The organism is Mesorhizobium sp. M8A.F.Ca.ET.208.01.1.1 (assembly GCF_004791315.1).
In the GTDB taxonomy this organism is placed as follows: domain Bacteria; phylum Pseudomonadota; class Alphaproteobacteria; order Rhizobiales; family Rhizobiaceae; genus Mesorhizobium.
Genome location: NZ_SRUT01000001.1, coordinates 1,528,370 through 1,543,611 on the forward strand (window position 1 = coordinate 1,528,370; position 15,242 = coordinate 1,543,611).

General features: G+C 63.5%; 26 protein-coding genes and 1 tRNA gene. 21 read left to right on the forward strand and 6 right to left on the reverse strand.

What is annotated here, in order from left to right; genetic code table 11:
• Positions 1-2 precede the first annotated feature (2 nt).
• The 10 genes from EN851_RS07855 to EN851_RS07895 all read left to right on the forward strand — a co-directional run bounded on the left by EN851_RS07855 (position 3) and on the right by EN851_RS07895 (position 7,698).
• Positions 3-467, forward strand: a complete 465-nt coding sequence (locus EN851_RS07855; protein ID WP_135928918.1) for a hypothetical protein — start codon at positions 3-5, stop codon at positions 465-467.
• Positions 467-2,227 (forward strand): hypothetical protein, encoded by a 1,761-nt coding sequence (locus tag EN851_RS07860; protein WP_135928919.1) that lies wholly within the window; start codon positions 467-469, stop codon positions 2,225-2,227. The genes EN851_RS07855 and EN851_RS07860 overlap by 1 nt, the downstream gene beginning before the upstream one ends.
• A 172-nt stretch (positions 2,228-2,399) precedes the next feature.
• A complete protein-coding gene (locus EN851_RS07865; RefSeq protein ID WP_135928920.1) occupies positions 2,400-2,876 on the forward strand; it encodes a hypothetical protein in 477 nt (158 codons plus the stop codon).
• Positions 2,877-2,885: 9 nt separating this feature from the next.
• A complete protein-coding gene (locus EN851_RS07870; protein ID WP_135928921.1) occupies positions 2,886-3,428 on the forward strand; it encodes a hypothetical protein in 543 nt (180 codons plus the stop codon).
• Positions 3,428-4,309 carry a hypothetical protein gene (locus EN851_RS07875; RefSeq protein WP_135928922.1) on the forward strand — a complete coding sequence of 294 codons (882 nt, stop codon included), beginning with the start codon at positions 3,428-3,430 and terminating at the stop codon, positions 4,307-4,309. Before EN851_RS07870 ends, EN851_RS07875 begins: the two co-directional genes overlap by 1 nt.
• Positions 4,306-4,971, forward strand: coding sequence for a hypothetical protein (locus tag EN851_RS07880; protein ID WP_135928923.1), 666 nt, complete (start codon positions 4,306-4,308; stop codon positions 4,969-4,971). Before EN851_RS07875 ends, EN851_RS07880 begins: the two co-directional genes overlap by 4 nt.
• Before the next feature lie 32 nt (positions 4,972-5,003).
• Positions 5,004-5,291, forward strand: a complete 288-nt coding sequence (locus EN851_RS07885) for a hypothetical protein (protein WP_135928924.1) — start codon at positions 5,004-5,006, stop codon at positions 5,289-5,291.
• 1 nt (position 5,292) lies between these two features.
• On the forward strand, positions 5,293-5,436 hold the full coding sequence (locus EN851_RS36225; RefSeq protein WP_189521784.1) for a hypothetical protein: 144 nt from the start codon (positions 5,293-5,295) through the stop codon (positions 5,434-5,436).
• A gap of 1 nt (position 5,437) precedes the next feature.
• The gene (locus EN851_RS07890) at positions 5,438-6,358 is read left to right on the forward strand and encodes a hypothetical protein (protein ID WP_135928925.1); all 921 of its coding nucleotides are present in this window, start codon (positions 5,438-5,440) and stop codon (positions 6,356-6,358) included.
• On the forward strand, positions 6,358-7,698 hold the full coding sequence (locus EN851_RS07895) for a LamG domain-containing protein (RefSeq protein WP_135928926.1): 1,341 nt from the start codon (positions 6,358-6,360) through the stop codon (positions 7,696-7,698). The genes EN851_RS07890 and EN851_RS07895 overlap by 1 nt, the downstream gene beginning before the upstream one ends.
• Positions 7,699-7,824: 126 nt before the next feature.
• On the opposite strand, the gene EN851_RS07900 is transcribed toward EN851_RS07895, so the two are convergent.
• Together EN851_RS07900 and EN851_RS07905 are read right to left on the reverse strand one after the other, a co-directional pair.
• Complete coding sequence (locus EN851_RS07900) at positions 7,825-8,031, reverse strand: Flp family type IVb pilin (protein WP_135928927.1); 207 nt, start codon at positions 8,029-8,031, stop codon at positions 7,825-7,827.
• Positions 8,032-8,045: 14 nt separating this feature from the next.
• Complete coding sequence (locus EN851_RS07905) at positions 8,046-8,312, reverse strand: Flp family type IVb pilin (protein ID WP_348630718.1); 267 nt, start codon at positions 8,310-8,312, stop codon at positions 8,046-8,048.
• 244 nt (positions 8,313-8,556) lie between these two features.
• Between EN851_RS07905 and EN851_RS07910 the strand changes: the two genes are divergently transcribed.
• The 10 genes from EN851_RS07910 (at position 8,557) to EN851_RS07955 (ending at position 13,001) form a co-directional block, all read left to right on the forward strand.
• Entirely contained in the window at positions 8,557-9,402 is an 846-nt protein-coding gene (locus tag EN851_RS07910; RefSeq protein ID WP_135928928.1) for a glycoside hydrolase family 108 protein, read from the forward strand.
• Between the two features lie 85 nt (positions 9,403-9,487).
• Entirely contained in the window at positions 9,488-9,895 is a 408-nt protein-coding gene (locus tag EN851_RS07915; RefSeq protein WP_135928929.1) for a hypothetical protein, read from the forward strand.
• Positions 9,895-10,275, forward strand: a complete 381-nt coding sequence (locus EN851_RS07920; protein WP_135928930.1) for a hypothetical protein — start codon at positions 9,895-9,897, stop codon at positions 10,273-10,275. The genes EN851_RS07915 and EN851_RS07920 overlap by 1 nt, the downstream gene beginning before the upstream one ends.
• On the forward strand, positions 10,265-10,456 hold the full coding sequence (locus EN851_RS07925; protein ID WP_135928931.1) for a hypothetical protein: 192 nt from the start codon (positions 10,265-10,267) through the stop codon (positions 10,454-10,456). Before EN851_RS07920 ends, EN851_RS07925 begins: the two co-directional genes overlap by 11 nt.
• A gap of 10 nt (positions 10,457-10,466) precedes the next feature.
• The gene (locus tag EN851_RS07930) at positions 10,467-10,763 is read left to right on the forward strand and encodes a hypothetical protein (protein ID WP_135928932.1); all 297 of its coding nucleotides are present in this window, start codon (positions 10,467-10,469) and stop codon (positions 10,761-10,763) included.
• Positions 10,764-10,792: 29 nt separating this feature from the next.
• Complete coding sequence (locus EN851_RS07935; protein ID WP_135928933.1) at positions 10,793-11,149, forward strand: hypothetical protein; 357 nt, start codon at positions 10,793-10,795, stop codon at positions 11,147-11,149.
• Between the two features lie 130 nt (positions 11,150-11,279).
• Positions 11,280-11,465, forward strand: a complete 186-nt coding sequence (locus EN851_RS36230; RefSeq protein ID WP_189521785.1) for a hypothetical protein — start codon at positions 11,280-11,282, stop codon at positions 11,463-11,465.
• A gap of 58 nt (positions 11,466-11,523) precedes the next feature.
• Positions 11,524-12,393 (forward strand): RNA ligase family protein, encoded by an 870-nt coding sequence (locus EN851_RS07945; RefSeq protein ID WP_135928935.1) that lies wholly within the window; start codon positions 11,524-11,526, stop codon positions 12,391-12,393.
• 24 nt (positions 12,394-12,417) lie between these two features.
• Complete coding sequence (locus tag EN851_RS07950; RefSeq protein ID WP_135928936.1) at positions 12,418-12,639, forward strand: DUF768 domain-containing protein; 222 nt, start codon at positions 12,418-12,420, stop codon at positions 12,637-12,639.
• A gap of 14 nt (positions 12,640-12,653) precedes the next feature.
• Complete coding sequence (locus EN851_RS07955; RefSeq protein ID WP_135928937.1) at positions 12,654-13,001, forward strand: hypothetical protein; 348 nt, start codon at positions 12,654-12,656, stop codon at positions 12,999-13,001.
• Here the strand turns inward: EN851_RS07955 and EN851_RS07960 are convergent.
• On the reverse strand, positions 12,998-13,402 hold the full coding sequence (locus EN851_RS07960) for a hypothetical protein (RefSeq protein WP_135928938.1): 405 nt from the start codon (positions 13,400-13,402) through the stop codon (positions 12,998-13,000). The two genes, EN851_RS07955 and EN851_RS07960, sit on opposite strands and share 4 nt — an antisense overlap.
• A gap of 12 nt (positions 13,403-13,414) precedes the next feature.
• On the reverse strand, positions 13,415-13,756 hold the full coding sequence (locus EN851_RS07965; RefSeq protein WP_135928939.1) for a thermonuclease family protein: 342 nt from the start codon (positions 13,754-13,756) through the stop codon (positions 13,415-13,417).
• Between the two features lie 170 nt (positions 13,757-13,926).
• On the opposite strand from EN851_RS07965, the gene EN851_RS07970 reads away from it, so the two are divergent.
• A tRNA-Pro gene (locus tag EN851_RS07970) sits at positions 13,927-14,003 on the forward strand.
• 98 nt (positions 14,004-14,101) lie between these two features.
• On the opposite strand, the gene EN851_RS07975 is transcribed toward EN851_RS07970, so the two are convergent.
• Positions 14,102-14,563, reverse strand: a complete 462-nt coding sequence (locus EN851_RS07975; protein WP_127869618.1) for a YbaK/EbsC family protein — start codon at positions 14,561-14,563, stop codon at positions 14,102-14,104.
• A 178-nt stretch (positions 14,564-14,741) separates the two neighbouring features.
• On the reverse strand, positions 14,742-15,023 hold the full coding sequence (locus EN851_RS07980) for a helix-turn-helix transcriptional regulator (RefSeq protein WP_127281021.1): 282 nt from the start codon (positions 15,021-15,023) through the stop codon (positions 14,742-14,744).
• Positions 15,024-15,242: the final 219 nt, after the last annotated feature.

Below are 15,242 nucleotides of genomic sequence, written 5' to 3' on the forward strand. Positions count from 1 at the left end.
GAATGGGCAACCTGCAAGCTGCTATTAACGCCGGTCAGGCAGCGGGCAAGCTAGCACTCTACTTCGGGTGTTGGGAGCGCGCCGGCCATTTTCTGCATCTTCCAAACGGCAGGACAATCTACGGTGAGGAGCGGCAGGTTCCGGAGATCCCTTGGTCGGTCGGTTTGATGGATGGCGGTCTGCTGAAAAACGGCAAGCGGCCAGACGTCTATGATGGCAAGGTTTTCTGGACCTGCGGCGGCTTGCAGTTTTGGTACGCCTTTTACTGGTGGGATAATTCCGTCGATCGGCGCGGCGCCTCAAACTCGGGCTTCTATGTCCGAGGTTTCGGATGGCCGGAAGCTCAATCAGCTTTCGACTATGCATGCGCCGAATTCCCCAAGGTAGTCTCTCGGCAGACGCACGCGCTCATTCTGCAAAACGCCACTCCACCGACATCCCGTGATGCGCAGACAGGCATGAACTGATGTGGTTTTTCGCCTGGGTAGACGAGACCGAGACCACCTTCGGCCTGGAGCACCAGGTCGAGGATGAGGAGATCGTGTCGATTTCGCTGACCCACAAGGAAGGCGCGTTCGCCAGCCTCGACATCACGGTGAAAAACCCTCGCACGGGCCTGCTGGCGCCGGGCCGCAAGCAGTGGGCGTGGCTGTCGTGGCAGGACGAGAACAATCCGACCGCCGGCGTGGTCCCGCTGCTGTTCGGGCGCCTCGTCGGCGTGCCGCAGGCCGTGCAGGGCAATGCGGTGACGCTGAATTTGCTGGCGCGGCCGTCCGACTATGACGCGCTGAAGCGCGCGCTGGCCGAGACGATGAAGGTGGCGCCCAACTGGGACCCGATGTTCTTCAACGCCGATTCGCGGGATGATCCCGATACGGTGCTGGAGGGCTACACCAAGGCCTGGCACATCGGCCGCGCCGATCTCGGGGTGACAGCTTCTGACATCCTCGATGGCGAGGACGGGCTGATCGAGTTCGGCGACGCGTTCATTCGGGAAAGCCTGTCGATCGATCCCGGCGAGCCGCCGCTGACCTCGATCAAGGTGTCGGCCGAGATCAACTGGGCGCAGGCCGCGACCGGGACCGTCGACTTCACCAGGCAGCTCGTCACGGCGTTCACCACGGCGGGATCGGGCAACGGCTACGCCATCCAGTCGCTGACCGGCGACGGGCTGATGCAGGATTTTCCGCAACGGGACGATCGCCTCGGCGGCGGCTGGACGTTCGGCGATTGCACGATCACCCGCACCGACGGCTTCGTCGTGCCGCAGGACTATCACCAGATCGTCATGACCAACGGCACCGGGCAGTTTCCGGTGTGGACCATGAAGCCGGTTTTCGTGGTCGACTATGACGTTTCCCGCAAGCGGCAGGAGACGGTTTCCTTCACGCTGGTCGCCGACTGCCAGGCGATCCTGACCGATCCCGAAGGCCAGGAGGTAACGGAGGTCAAGGTGTCCGGCGACGCCGACGAGCCGGTCGACGAGGCGACAACGGATTTTCCCGATGGCGCGCCGCCGATCGTCGATGTGCGCAAGCGGGCCTATCTTACGACCGAGCGCGGCCGGCGCAGCATCGACTTCCTGGTCTGCCTTGGCCGCCGCAAGATCCTCGAACGGTCGCGCGCCGTGCAGATCAGCTTCTCGGCACCGCTGACTGCTGACCTGGCCGAGACGCTGTCCTGCCGCTGCAATGCCCACATTGTCGATCCCCGCATTCCGGGGGGTGCGGCAACGGGCAAGATCGTCGGCTACGCGATCACGGCGTCGAACGGCTCGCCGATCGCTTCCGTCACCATCGGCTGCACGGTCGGCAAGGGCAATACCTTCACCACGGTTCCGGGCGATCCGGCCTATGTCGAGGAAGGCTATGTCGAAGACGGATACCAGGCCTATCTCGGCCGGACTGTCATGCCGGTTGCCGGCGAGATCACGCTGTCGGAAGACTATCTGCTGATCCCGCCCAACGATGACGGCGTCGACTTCCTCGCCATGGAACCGGCCACGTTGGTCGAGCAGATCACCATCATCAACCCGCTGCCGACGCAGGCCGCGGTGCTTGGCGCCTTCCAGCCCGATCTGTCGGCGGCGATCGAGGCTTTGAACCAGGTGTTCACCGAGGTCGACGGCGACCTGAAAGTGTTGAAAGGCGGACCGTTCATCACCGACTATCCGCTCGAGGTCAGTGCGCTCGCCGTGCCCAAGACGATCGACCTGGAGGCCGCGTGATGAGCGGACGCGCGGCATCGACGCAGCCAATCTCCCCCCTTGTGGGGGAGATGCCCGGTAGGGCAGAGGGGGGCGCTGCCCTACCGACATCTCCGCGCGAGGCGCCCCTCTCTGGCTTGCCAGCCATCTCCCCCACAAGGGGGGAGATCATGCGCACGATCGGCGGCTCCTGATGGCCGACAGTCTTCAGGTCACGGGGCTCGCCAATCCGTGGCGCGCCGGACGCAATTCCAGCGGCGCCCGGCTGGGGATCTTCGACAGCGGCAACAACGGCGCCGACGTGCTCAAGCGGGCGCTGGCCAAGGTCAAGCCGGACGATGGCGGCGACGCGCATTTCCGCTTCGGCAAGGCGTCGCGCTTCACGCTGACGACGCCGGAGCAGCCGACCAACCCCGGCGCCACGATCACATGGCCGCCCGACGATCCGTCCGACGATCCCAAGGACGGCATCGTTATCGATGATTTCGACTATGTCGACCGCAGCGTCGAACTGATCCGAGTGACGCAGAAAGACGAGCCGGACAATTACGTCATCGTCGAACGCGGCCTCAAGTACCTGTTCCGCGACCGCCAGACCGGCCGCTACAAGCGCTTCAATTTCGACTGGTCGAAGAAGCCTTCCGAAACCGAAGACCACAGCCAGGCTTAGGAAACACTGATGACCATCACGCTGCGTTCGGTGAAGGGGTCCAACCTCACCCCTGATGAAGTCGACGGCAACTTCACCGACCTCGACGATCGCCTGACGGATGTCGAGGACAATCCGCCCGCCGCGGTCGGCATTTCGAACATCACGGTGGTCGGCACCCAGATGACCATCTATCTGGAAGATGCCACCGTGCTGGGGCCGTACACGCTGCCGCAGGCCAATTTCCGGCCGTCGATCGTGGGCGCGCTCGATGTGCCGACCGATGGTGTCTACGCCGTCACCAACGCCGATTCCAACCGCTACTGGCGCTATGACGGCAGCACCGACGCAACCATCGAACTGCCGGCGACGGCAATCACCGACATGGAGGTCAGCTTCCGGCAGGTCGGTGCCGGCCTGCTGCTGTTCCCCGATTCGACCGATGTCGTCGTCAACGGCTACGAAGGCTTTCTCAACAAGACCGCCGGTCCCGGTTCGGTCGTAACATGCAAATTCGCTGGGGATGGCGTCTGGGACCTGATCGGCCGCCTCGCTGAAGACGTGACAGCCTGATGGTCGCCTATGGCTCGAAGGGCAATCCGGTCGCGCAGGACCCGTTCCAGCAGATCGTCGAGGTCCATTGGGGCGGCACGCCGCACTTCATTTCCTTCCCCTTGCTCATCCAGCGCCGCTCGGTGGTCAAGGACTATCCGTTCCCGGCGCAGGCGATCGGCGAGACCAGCCAGACGCAGCAGCCGGTCGACTGGACCGTCGACGCGGAATCCGCGCCGACGCCTGGCGCCGGCCCGAGCGGGCAAACGACCTATGTCACCGGTTTCCAGTACGAATGGGCATCTTCCGAAACGACGCCGTCGCCCGGCTATGGCGGATTCGGCAAGCGCGATTCCGGTTCCGCATGGGGCCCGTTGAAGATCGACACGTTTGAAGGCCTCCCCAGCCTTCCGGATGTCCGTTCCCTTGCGCATTGGGCGGTGCTGTTCCTGATCGGCGGCTTCACCAACACCGTGTTGAGCTGGTGGCCGCGCGCCGAATACCAGTCGCTGGGCGGCGCGGCGCTGCCGGGCCAGGCCATCCCGCACCATGACAGCATCGGCTTCCAGGCATCGGCAGCCGCTACGCTGCAGATGCGCGGCGTGCAGTTCCTGACCGGCCCCAACACCGGCGGCGAGTTCGACCTGCAGCGCAGCCCTTACACGGATACGCCGTTCAACGTGAAGACCGGCACCACCGGGCCGTTCACGCCTAGCTCCGGCGAAGGCATAGACTTCATTTTCGAAACGCTGGCGATCGACGTTTCTGCGATCAGCATCACCCACAAGGGCAAGACCTATCGGGGCATTGGGGCTGCGGTGCAGCCCGATGGCGACACCGTGGCGCCGACGACGCCGGGCGTGCTGTGGATCTTGTGCGAAAAGGAAACCACCACGTCATGATGCCTGGTATCGCTGCACAGCCGCTGGTGCGCCGCTTCGGCGGCGGTATCGATCCGGCCGACATTCTCGCCGATCTCGACTTCCTCGCGGAAACCTATGCCATCCATGGCGCCAGCGCGGTGGCCGCCGATTTCATCGACAAGCCGGGCAGGGTCGGCGCCAGTGGCCTCGAAATCCTCGACAATGACGTCGATGGCGTTGTCTCGGCGATTGGCGAGCTACTGACCGACTTTTTGACGATGGACTGGACCATCGTCATCGAGTGGCAGGAACTGACGACAGACGGTGCGACCTATCTCCTGTACATGTTTGAGGCACCGGGTGGCGATAACCACTGGCTGGTCATAGAACGCAGCACCGCCTTTACCGGCCTGCGTGTCGACGCTCATGAGGGCAGCAACATCACCCGTCATGTCGAGATTAACACCTCTCACGGCCCAGGCGTTCATAAGATCGCGGTGACGCGCACCAATGGATTCCTCAGCATCTCGTGCGACGGCAGCGCGGTGGATACCGTGGTGGCGACGCCAATCATGAACCCGATGGCGACCGCCTCGTTCGGCGGCGATCCGACCGACCAGTCCTACAATGGCACCTTCATCCGCAAGGTGAAGCTGATGACACCGCAGGCCGACGCTCTGCTGCCGGCACTGTCGGCCTGATTTCTCCGCAACTCTTTTGAAGGATACCGCCGATGGCCACGCTCATCGTCACGCTTTCGCGCATCAATGCCACGCGCGATTATGACCCGCCGGTGGCGCAGGGCTCGGGCTGCCGCACCGAAACCGTCGCCATGCCGGGCACCGGCGCGCTGACCGCCGCCGGCGAGGAGATCGTCGAACTCCTGGCCGATGCCGACTGCTGGGTGGCGATCGGCGCCGCCCCCGATGTCGACGGCGTCGACGTCCGCAAGATCAAGGCCGACATCCCCTACACGTTCGGCATTCAGAGCGGCGAGAAAGTCGCCGTCAAGGCGGCCTGAGATGCCCGGTCTCACCCTTGGTCTTGGACTTGGCGTACAAGCTGCGCAAGCCGCCGCCGCTGCCGAATCCGCGCCGCCTCCCGGCACCCTCGATTTCTCCCATGCTGAAAACAGCGCGCTGCTGATCCTTATAGAGGACGACTGACATGACCATCGACGTCAAAGACGCCAACGGCAATATCGTCACCATTCCGACACCGTCGACGGCAGGCCGAGCATCTGCAGCCGCGTCCAAGCCGGTGACGCTATCCAATGAGGACTACGCCGCGATCGACGGTATCGAGACGGCGATCGCCTCGACCAACACCAAGCTCGACACGCTGCACACCGATCTGGCCACCACGCTCGCCGGGCTGGTCGACGGCCTCGAGGGCATCCTCGGCACCACCTCTGGCGCCGCCGTCATCACCGATGCCAACGGCACGGTGCAGCAATATCTGCGCGGTTTGGTCAAGCGCTGGGTCGACGCGCTCGGCACCGGCACTGCCGCGGCGGCGCTGCGCACCACGCTTGCAACCGATGTCGGCTTGCCGGCCGGCACGGCGCTGCTCGGAAAGGTCAAGACCAAGTTTATCGCCGCCGTCGGATCGACGCTGACCCGTGCGGCCAATACCACGGCGTATGTCGCGGGCTATTCAATTTCCAACAACGTGACTGCTGGCTCGGTGACCGCAAACACGGTGACGATCTCCGATCTCAACAATGAGCCGGTGATGATCGAGCGGGTCCGCATCGTCACCACAGACACCGGCATCGGAACGCATTCGGTGCGCATGTGGCTGTTCAACTCCGATCCGACCGCCAATTCTGGCGTCCAGGCCGGCGATGGGGCGGCCTATTCCCAGAAGAAGGCCGGTCTCGTCGGCTCGCTGAGTGGCACGTTTCGGGCCATGCAGGATGGCGCCTTCGCGGTTCTTATCCCCGATGAAGGCAGTCGCATCACCACGGTGCCCGGTTCCGGCGCGCAGACCTTGTGGTGGCAGCTACAAGCGCTCGATGCCTTCACGCCGATATCGGCATCGACCTTCATCCCTACCTTCGAAGGCTTCCAGGGCGGAACGAACTGATGCTTGTTGAATTTTTGGGCCGGCGCGGTCCCGGCCGCGCCGTCATTGCCAACGATCCCGGCGGCGGCAGCGGCGTCACCGATGGCGGCTTCGTCGACCAGCCCGTCGTCACCACCACGGCCTCGGGCAACACCACGGTCAAGGGCAAGACCAAGCCCGGCTCGTTCGGCAAGTTCGTGATGCCGCTGGCGACGATCGCCGCCGGCCGGCAATATACGTTCCGATACACGCCGCATTTCGCGCAGCTGGCCCAGCAGGGCAAGCTCGCCATGGTCGGCATCGGGCTGAAGACCAGCAACGACTTCCATCTCTTCGGCTTGCGCGGCGACGGCTCGACCGGGCTGCACAGCTATGAGGTCTACGGCACGCCGCCGAACGGCTGGAATGCCCAGACCGGGCACAGCGTCGTCGACGGCGGCGCGGCAGTCTCCGGCACGCAGGCGGGGCCGAATTATCTGCGCCTGGTCGTTTCGGCCGACGGCACCACCGTCACGCTGAAATCCAGCACCGATGGCGCGACCTGGAACACCGAGCGTTCCAGCGTGGCGATCTCGCCGTTCTCCAACGTCTCCGGCGTCGCCACCTTCGGCCTGGCGCTGTGGTTCAACAATGCCGATGCCGGGCCATTCTCGATAGACATCGACCAGTTTGCTGACGCTGCAGCGCCGGACAGCGACCCATATCTCGCCAGCGTCAAACTGCTTCTCGGCCTCAATGGGACGAATGGCGCAACGACAACGACCGACGATAGCCCGGCCGCGCACAGTTCGCCGACGTTCGTCGGCAACGCACATCTCGATACCGGACAGGCGAAATTCGGCGCGTCGTCGCTCGCCCTTGATGGGTCAGGCGACTATATCCAGTACCCCGATTCCAACGACTGGTTCTTCGGCACCGGTCAGTTTACGATTGAAGGCTGGTTCAGGTTTGGGTCTCTCGCCAACAATCCTTGCCTCATCGGACAGATGGGTGGCGCCGACACATGGATGATCTATCTCAGCGGCGGAAACACCATTCTCTTCCGGGACGCAGTGGCTAACACGAGCGGCGGGTTCTCGGCTTGGACGCCAGCGACTGGCACATGGTACCACATCGCGGTCGACCGTGATGCGTCGAACGTCATGCGGGTCTATGTCGATGGCGTCATGAAAAGCAAGGTGACGTTCGCATTCACGCTTTTCAACACCGGAGACCCCCTGTCCATCGGTGCTCGCTACGGTGGCGCAAGCTCCTATGACTTCAACGGCTGGATCGATGAGGTCCGCATCACCAATGGCGTAGCCCGGTATGCGTCGGATTCCGGCTTTGCCGTGCCGACGGCGGCCTTCCCGAGGATCTAAAAGAAAGGGCCGGCGCGACGAACGCCGACCCCTCTCTTGATCGGTGGGAAGTTCGGGACCGAAGCTTAGGCCACGAGCCTTCCACCGTTAACGCGCCTCATCGGGTTCAGTGACAGGAGCGCGAACTCACGGCACGCATGTGCTGCCGGCGACACCGTTGGTGCCGAGTTTCGTGCAAAGGCCGCTAAACTGGCTAGCAACCCAGCTACCGATGGCGATGACCGCGACGATCGATGCCGCTGCGATAATGCCGATCAGGATCGAATATTCCACCATGGCGGCGCCGTTCTCATCGTCCCGGAACTGCCTGGCTGCGTCGACAAGCCGATTCATGGCTGTCTTCCTGATCAGCACTTGCCGCCAGCAGAGCCGTCAGCCTTCAGCCCTGTGCCGTTCAGCTTCGTGCAGAGGCCGGTGAACTGGCTGCCGACCCAGCTGCCGATGGCGATCACGGCCACGATGGAAGCTGCGGCGATGATGCCGATGAGAATGGAATATTCGACCATCGCGGCGCCGTTTTCGTCTTCACGGAACTGCGAGGCCATGCTGATGATTTTGGTCATGTACGCTTCCCCTTTTACACTGGTCAAAGTGGACGGGGTGTAAGCGCCCAACAGTGCTTTCCCGCCTCGTCCTAGGCCAATCCTGTTCCTTGCCGTGCTGTAAAGTCAACTGCCGTTTAACGAAGCATTAACCCACGGATGCTTGCGTCTCCTCCGCTCCAGAACTTAAGTATCTGCTAATGCAATAGATTTCGCCGCTTAACCATAGGGTGACGTCGGCTACTCTTCTGTAGCGTCGCCAACCGGCAGATATACCCCGTTATTCATTCATCGCTAATATTCGAAAGGAACCGCCATGGCCGTCTCGCGTGAGAAGGAAGCGCTTGCCCGTGTGCTGGCGCACGAAGGTGGTTATGTGAACCACCCAAAGGACCCCGGCGGCCCGACCAACAAAGGCGTCACCCAGCGCGTCTATGACGCCTACCGGCGCGGCAAGGGCCTTGGCGCCCAGTCGGTGCAGGTGATCTCGATGCGGGAGGTCGCCGACATCTACGATCGCCAGTACTGGGATGCGGTCAAGGGCGACGACCTGCCGGCCGGCATCGACTACGTGCTGTTCGACGGCGCGGTGAATTCCGGCCCGAAACAGTCGATCCTGTGGCTGCAGCGAGCGCTGGGGCCGGCCTATGGCGGGCGCATCGACGGCACCATGGGGATGACCACCATCGCCGCCGTCCAGGCCGTCAACGATTGCGACGCGCTGGTCGACCGCATCTGCGACCAGCGTCTGGCCTTCATGCGCCGCCTGAGCACTTGGGCGGTGTTCGGTCGTGGCTGGGCCGCTCGGGTGGCGGAAGTCCGCTCCATCGGCCGCGCCTGGGCGACCAACGACGTCCCCCAGGTCGCCAACTTCTATGACGGCGCCGGCGCCAAGGCGTTCGCCGAGGATGCCGAGGCCGCGCCGATGACAGCACCCGCCGACGCCGCGGCCGGCGCCGGCATTGGCGGTGGCGTGGTCGCTGGCACGCTGCAAAGCGTGCAGGACCAGCTGCTGCCGTTCAGTTACGCCAGTGAATGGATCGGCAAGGTTATCGTCATCCTGACCATCGTCAGCGCCGCGCTGGCGATCGGCGGTCTCGCCTGGGCCTGGTACGCACGCAGCAAGGCAAAGCGCCTGGCCGAGGCCGTGGGGCGAGTCTGATGGCCATCCGCTATATCAGGCGCGAGGCGCTTCACCTGTTCGTCGCCTGCGCCATCGCGGCCGGGCTCTTCATGATGTGGGCGTGATGACCGAAGAACCCGCAATCCGCAAAAAGACCAGCTATATCGGCGTGCCGGCCGTCTTCAAGCTCGAACTGGCGTGCAAGCATCTCAATGACGCCTATGGCGGATTCGGCTGCTATGTTGTCGGCAGCGCCTTGGAGCGCCCCGACTGGCGCGATGTCGATGTCGTCCTGATCCTCGAAGACAAGCAGTTCCGCCGCGAATTCCCCAACGTGCAGGATTTCAGCACGGGGCTGTTTGAGTTCGATACGAAGTGGCTGCTGCACACCGTGGCGCTTTCGGAATGGATGTCGGCACAGACCGGCCTGCCGATCGACTTCAAGATCCAGCCGCAGACATGGGCCAACGAACGCCATCCCGGAAAGCGTCACCCGCACGGTCTGCGCTTCGCCAACAGGAGGCGCAGGTAATGCGGGCCAAACTCGTTGCTCTCCTGGTGGTGGTCATCGCCTTCCTGGCGCTTGGCCTCACCGCCTATCACTACAAGCTCGCCGCGCGCGACGCCGTGGCGGCGAAGGAAGCCGCCGAGCGCAGCCTGGCGACGGCGATCGCGGTCAACGCCGACAATGAAAAGGCGATGACCGCGCTTGAGAACGCCAAGGCCAAGGGCGAGCAGCTCGCCGCCGATCTCGCCGCCGAGGTCGACGCGGCCAACCAGACAACCCTTGGCATTGCCAAAACCCTGGCCGAACTGAGGTCCAAAGATGCGGATGTCGACGCTTATCTCAAGCAGCCTGTGCCTGGCGCTCTGCGCGGCGTGTACGACCACGCCGCCGCCGGTGGTCGTTAAATACGTCACCGTCGAGCGCCGCATCCCCGCACCCCTGCTGCGCCCGCCGCCGCCGGCCTGGTCGAAGCCCGGCGGCCCGGCGGTGACCGGCGACTTCGTCGAGCGCGGCGACGTCAACGAGGCGGGCCTGCGCGTCTGCACCGCGCAGGTCAAGAAAATCGGCGAATGGGACAAGCAATAGGGGCAAGACAATGAAGCGCGCCGCCGCCATCCTGCTGATCCTGATCGCGCTCACCTTGGCGATGATCACCCTGCTGACCATCCGCCCGGCGCGCGCCGACCCGGTGCCGTGCGGGCCGGTCAAGACGATGCTCGACCGGCTGGTGGCGCTCTATCAGGAATTCGTCGTACTGACCGGGCAGGCCGCAGGCAGCCAGGTGCTGGTGACGCTGTCGCCATCGGGCACCTTCACCGTGCTTGCCGTCAGGGACGGCCGCGCCTGCATGGTGCTGGCCGGCGAAAAGGGGCAGTTCGATAATGGGACATGAATCAACCGGTCAGGGATGGGGGAAAAAGCATGGCGTCACTGGCACAGGACACGCGCGACCGGGTGATCAGGGTGGAGGCCAAGCTCGAGGCGGTGCTGACCGAGCTTCAGAAGGGCGCCGATGGCCGTGGGCGCCTCTATGAAAAGGCCGAGGAGATCAGCGATGATCTCGCAACGGTCAGCGCCGACGTCGGCAACGTCAAGCGCGACACCGAGGATCTCAAGCGCCGCATGTCGGCGGTCGAGCCCAGCGTCGAGGACTATCTGAAGAAACAGCAGCAGGTGATCGGCGCCGGCAAGCTGGGCAAGCTTCTGTGGTCGGCCGGCGGCGTCATCCTGGCTGCCGCCGCATGGCTGGTCGGCCGCTATTACGGCAACGGCAAGTAGCCGGCCCGGCTGATCGTCCCTATCCGAGAAATCCAAAAGCCGCTCCGGTTCGCCTGGGCGGCTTTTTCTATTTCGGCGGCTGGGTAGGAAATTTCAGGATCGTCGCGCCATCCTCCGGCTCCAGCGGCTCATGGCCTGGCCCTTCATGCCAGAAGACCTGGCGCAGATCGCGCTGATCGACGAGTTGACCACAGGCGGGGCATGGATAGAAATTCTCGCGTTCGTCGGCGGGCTCGCCGCCATGGCACCTGCCGGGGATGGGTGGTCCGAGATCGGAAAGCTTGGTCATAACCTTTCAAACATTCAATTCGGCTAAAATGTTCCGGAACTGAATCGCCGGCAAACGGCTTCTAATCGCGTCCGGAGTAGCGTGCATGCGTACAGAGCGTCTGAAGTTCATCAAGCCCATGGAGCCGGCGCAAGTCATGGGCTCACCCATAAGCGACGATTGGCTGCACGAAATCAAATATGACGGCTTCCGCACCCAGCTTATTCTCGATTGGGCCGGCGCCCGGGCCTTCTCCCGCAACGGCCACGACTGGTCGAAGCGGTACTGGCCGATCGTCCAGGCGGCCGAGAAACTTCCGGCGAAAGCGTTCATCATCGATGGCGAGATGATCGCGCCGGATCCGGACGGCAGGCCGAACTTCCATCAGATGCACTCGCGCATGGCATGGAACGCCGAGCTGCTCGCCTTCGTGGCCTTCGATCTGCTCTACCTGGATGGCGAGGATCTTCGCTATATGCCGCTCTTCGAGCGGAAAGATCGGCTCTGGGAGCTGATCAAGCCAGCAGATGGCATCATCCAGTTCAGCCAGCACGTCGACGGCAATGGAACCGAGTTTTATAGGGCGGTCGAAAAGATGGGACTCGAGGGGGTGGTCTCGAAACGCCGGGAGAGCATCTATCGCAGCGGCAAAACCGAGGCGTGGGTCAAGGCGAAGTGCTGGGAGGTCGGCGACTTCGATCTGTTGGGCATCAAGCGGCGGCCGGGGAAACCGGCGGTGGCGCTGGTCGGGCGCGACGGCAAATATGTCGGCTCGCCGGCGATCTCGATCACCAAGGAGATCCGCGAGCGACTGCTGAAGCGCGTCCGCGGCGCCTCGCCGGCCCCGGTCCCGACCGCCATTGCATCCGGCGACATCGAATGGCTGAAACCCGGCCTCACCGCCACGGTGCGGTCGCTGCGTGGTGAAGCCAAACTGCGCCATGGCTCGGTCAAGGCGATCAAGGAAGGAACTTAGTCCTAACTCCGGCATTTAAGCGTGATGAGCACGCGCGGCACCGACTTCCTCGACCAATGGATTCGAAACGAGGTTCCCGAAACGGTCGGGGCCGATGTCATCTCGGTCGCCGAGCTGACGCGGAAGCTGTTTGCCGATGCCAAGGTCCTCGGCATCAGCGAGAAAGAGATCGAGGAAGACACCGGCAGCGCCTATGAGGCGATCCTCGACGCGATCGTGCATCACGACGCCGGCTTGGCGGACTGACGTAGGCGTCCTATATGGCCGCGATGCCCTTCAAGCTTCCGGAAATCACCTATCCGCTGTCGATCGACACGATCGGCAAGATGCTGGCGCTTGGCCATGAGGCGGAAATCCATTGTCTCAACACCAGCTGCGGTCACGCGTCGCGGCTCAACCTGGTGGCGCTCGGGCACCGCGTCGGCTTCGACCATTCCTGCCTGGTGCAGGACATCGCGCGCTATTTCTACTGCCCGCAATGCCGCGCCGCCGGCCGCCCCGACAAGCGTATCGGCATGATCAGCCGCGCGCTGACCGCCCCGCACTCGCAATGGCCGCGCGAGCGCGAGGAATGGCACCAGGAGGTTATCCGGGCAAGGGCGCGCTAGGGCTCGATGGCGCAATAGGCGGTTCCGGTATCGGCCAACCATACGATGCGTTCGGCGGCGAAATTCCTGTAGCCCCAGCCGCCGAGCGTTTCGCACCACTGCTTCTCATCCGGATCCCAGAACACAACCACGACATTGTTTTCGTCGTCCTTGGCGATGTAGACGCGCAAGTCGACAGGCATGACTTGCGCGGCCGGAAGCCATGTCATCGCCTCCGGCATGTGCCCTGCCTTGAGCCTCTCCAGCGCCGCCTCGGCGCCGGCAGGATCGCCGCCATCGTCAACCATGACATAGGTGACGGGATCGCCCGGCTTCGCCGGCCCGAAACAATCCTTTGGCGTGTAGTGGCGCAGGAAACGCGCTTTGCCGACCCGGATTTCGGCTTCGCCCCACTGTCCCATTGTCGCTCTCCTTCAATTGCACCATGGCCGGCGCTTGCCGTTCCAGCGCCGCGCCAGTCCTTCGGCGATCAGCATCTCGCCGACGTCCGCCCCGCCGACCTCGATCGTTGCCAGCAGCCTGCCGTAGCGGTCGACCATGCGGCCGTGGTCGCCTTCATGCACGGTGAGCGGCCCGCTTTCGAGCAGCGCCGCCATCCGCGCTTTCGCCTCGAGCCCAAGCCGCAGCTCGGCCGCGCATTTGTAGTCATGAATCTCCGGCGCGTCGATATTGGCGATTCGGATATGGCGCCCGTCGAGGATGACGGTGTCGCCGTCGATGGCGAAGGCGGCGGCCAAGAGAGCAACCATCAGCATGGCGTCGTCACCTGGCTGCGGAGAGAACGGCTGGCGAACATCCGTGGGACTTTCCGTGGGACTTTTGGTCTGATCGCACCGTCATTTGTCGGGTATGATCGGCTTCTGTTCTCATACGCGGTTTTAACGCTTGCGCCGCAACCCTTGAATATATATGGCATTCCTCGGTCCGGAGTGTAGCGCAGCCCGGTAGCGCACTTGACTGGGGGTCAAGGGGTCGTCGGTTCGAATCCGGCCACTCCGACCATTACGAAGCAGGACTTGCCCCCAAAAGTCCGCCCTGCCGCATCACCTAATTCTCGAATTGCCCGTTTTGCCCAGCTCAGCTCCTGATTGAATCCGGCGCTAACCTTGGCACACATCCACCCATTGCGCGCCAGTAAGCTCAACCATGCGCTGCGGTGCAACGCGCACCGCAGCGTTGGTGGCGCCGGCGGCGGGTACCACCTCGACGAATTCACGCAGCGAGACGTCGCAATAGACCGGCAGCGGTGACGGCAGGCCGAACGGACAGACACCGCCCACCGGATGGCTCGTGGCAGCGACAACCTCTTGCGCGTCCAGCATGCGCGGTTTGCCGCCGAACTGGTCCTTGAACTTGCGGTTGTCCAGCCTGGCGATGCCGCTGGTCACGACCAGCATGGTGCGCTCGCCGACGCGAAGGCAGATGGTCTTGGCGATCTGCGCCGGCAACACGCCATGCGCCTCCGCCGCCAGCGTCACCGTCGCCGAACTTGCTTGCGTGACAATGACCTCGATGTCAGGCGCGTGAGCAGCAAAGAAGGCACCAACGGAATCCAGGCTCATATCGAAAAACTCACGGTTCCCGCTGCATGGCAGATGCGATCGGCGCGGATTTGGATGTCGCACCTATAAACACGTGCGATTTGCAGATCGGCAAGCCCGGCCTGCCGGAGAATGCCGGCATCGACAAGAAACCCGCCAAGCGGGCTTGGCGGGTTTCTTGGGCATGCCTGCCGCCGACCTATGCCTGGGGCCGGCCTTGTGCGGCCAGTGTCGGTGCGGAAGCAATGGGAGCGTCCTGGGGCAGACGAAGCGCGGACGCAATACGACGCAGCTTCGCCGGGTCGGCCGTTCGGCCGCTCTCGATGTCCTCGATCTCGTCGACTGAGAGGCCGCAGGTCAGGGAAAGCGCTTCGAGGCTGTATCCGCGCGTTTCCCGCATTGCCCTGAGGGTATTGTAATCGGGCCCGATCTCGTTGGCTAATGGTTCGGAGAGGGCGTGGCTTTTTGCATTGTTGGGCATTGGCAACTCCGTTGGCTGAAAGCGTTTGATCAAAATGGGATGTTGCCTGAGACGAGCAGGAAGATGCCCTCTCGCCGGCGATTTGCCAAGCGCCAAACCGACCGTCACGGGATCGTGAAGCGGATGTCCATGCGGCTGCCTCGTCCTGTCCCGATCAAGTTGTTTTGAACGCGTGAGCGGCTTTTGCCCGGCAGTTTCGCTCCATCCGGTCGTTATCTC

Excerpts from the sequence above, each read along its gene's own strand:
- EN851_RS07855 (WP_135928918.1), top strand. The coding sequence starts at position 3 with ATGGGCAACCTGCAAGCTGCTATTAACGCCGGTCAGGCAGCGGGCAAG.
- EN851_RS07860 (WP_135928919.1), top strand. The coding sequence starts at position 467 with ATGTGGTTTTTCGCCTGGGTAGACGAGACCGAGACCACCTTCGGCCTG.
- EN851_RS07865 (WP_135928920.1), top strand. The coding sequence starts at position 2,400 with ATGGCCGACAGTCTTCAGGTCACGGGGCTCGCCAATCCGTGGCGCGCC.
- EN851_RS07870 (WP_135928921.1), top strand. The coding sequence starts at position 2,886 with ATGACCATCACGCTGCGTTCGGTGAAGGGGTCCAACCTCACCCCTGAT.
- EN851_RS07875 (WP_135928922.1), top strand. The coding sequence starts at position 3,428 with ATGGTCGCCTATGGCTCGAAGGGCAATCCGGTCGCGCAGGACCCGTTC.
- EN851_RS07880 (WP_135928923.1), top strand. The coding sequence starts at position 4,306 with ATGATGCCTGGTATCGCTGCACAGCCGCTGGTGCGCCGCTTCGGCGGC.
- EN851_RS07885 (WP_135928924.1), top strand. The coding sequence starts at position 5,004 with ATGGCCACGCTCATCGTCACGCTTTCGCGCATCAATGCCACGCGCGAT.
- EN851_RS36225 (WP_189521784.1), top strand. The coding sequence starts at position 5,293 with ATGCCCGGTCTCACCCTTGGTCTTGGACTTGGCGTACAAGCTGCGCAA.
- EN851_RS07890 (WP_135928925.1), top strand. The coding sequence starts at position 5,438 with ATGACCATCGACGTCAAAGACGCCAACGGCAATATCGTCACCATTCCG.
- EN851_RS07895 (WP_135928926.1), top strand. The coding sequence starts at position 6,358 with ATGCTTGTTGAATTTTTGGGCCGGCGCGGTCCCGGCCGCGCCGTCATT.
- EN851_RS07900 (WP_135928927.1), bottom strand. The coding sequence starts at position 8,031 with ATGAATCGGCTTGTCGACGCAGCCAGGCAGTTCCGGGACGATGAGAAC.
- EN851_RS07910 (WP_135928928.1), top strand. The coding sequence starts at position 8,557 with ATGGCCGTCTCGCGTGAGAAGGAAGCGCTTGCCCGTGTGCTGGCGCAC.
- EN851_RS07915 (WP_135928929.1), top strand. The coding sequence starts at position 9,488 with ATGACCGAAGAACCCGCAATCCGCAAAAAGACCAGCTATATCGGCGTG.
- EN851_RS07920 (WP_135928930.1), top strand. The coding sequence starts at position 9,895 with ATGCGGGCCAAACTCGTTGCTCTCCTGGTGGTGGTCATCGCCTTCCTG.
- EN851_RS07930 (WP_135928932.1), top strand. The coding sequence starts at position 10,467 with ATGAAGCGCGCCGCCGCCATCCTGCTGATCCTGATCGCGCTCACCTTG.
- EN851_RS07935 (WP_135928933.1), top strand. The coding sequence starts at position 10,793 with ATGGCGTCACTGGCACAGGACACGCGCGACCGGGTGATCAGGGTGGAG.
- EN851_RS36230 (WP_189521785.1), top strand. The coding sequence starts at position 11,280 with ATGGCCTGGCCCTTCATGCCAGAAGACCTGGCGCAGATCGCGCTGATC.
- EN851_RS07945 (WP_135928935.1), top strand. The coding sequence starts at position 11,524 with ATGCGTACAGAGCGTCTGAAGTTCATCAAGCCCATGGAGCCGGCGCAA.
- EN851_RS07950 (WP_135928936.1), top strand. The coding sequence starts at position 12,418 with ATGAGCACGCGCGGCACCGACTTCCTCGACCAATGGATTCGAAACGAG.
- EN851_RS07955 (WP_135928937.1), top strand. The coding sequence starts at position 12,654 with ATGGCCGCGATGCCCTTCAAGCTTCCGGAAATCACCTATCCGCTGTCG.
- EN851_RS07960 (WP_135928938.1), bottom strand. The coding sequence starts at position 13,402 with ATGGGACAGTGGGGCGAAGCCGAAATCCGGGTCGGCAAAGCGCGTTTC.
- EN851_RS07965 (WP_135928939.1), bottom strand. The coding sequence starts at position 13,756 with ATGCTGATGGTTGCTCTCTTGGCCGCCGCCTTCGCCATCGACGGCGAC.
- EN851_RS07975 (WP_127869618.1), bottom strand. The coding sequence starts at position 14,563 with ATGAGCCTGGATTCCGTTGGTGCCTTCTTTGCTGCTCACGCGCCTGAC.
- EN851_RS07980 (WP_127281021.1), bottom strand. The coding sequence starts at position 15,023 with ATGCCCAACAATGCAAAAAGCCACGCCCTCTCCGAACCATTAGCCAAC.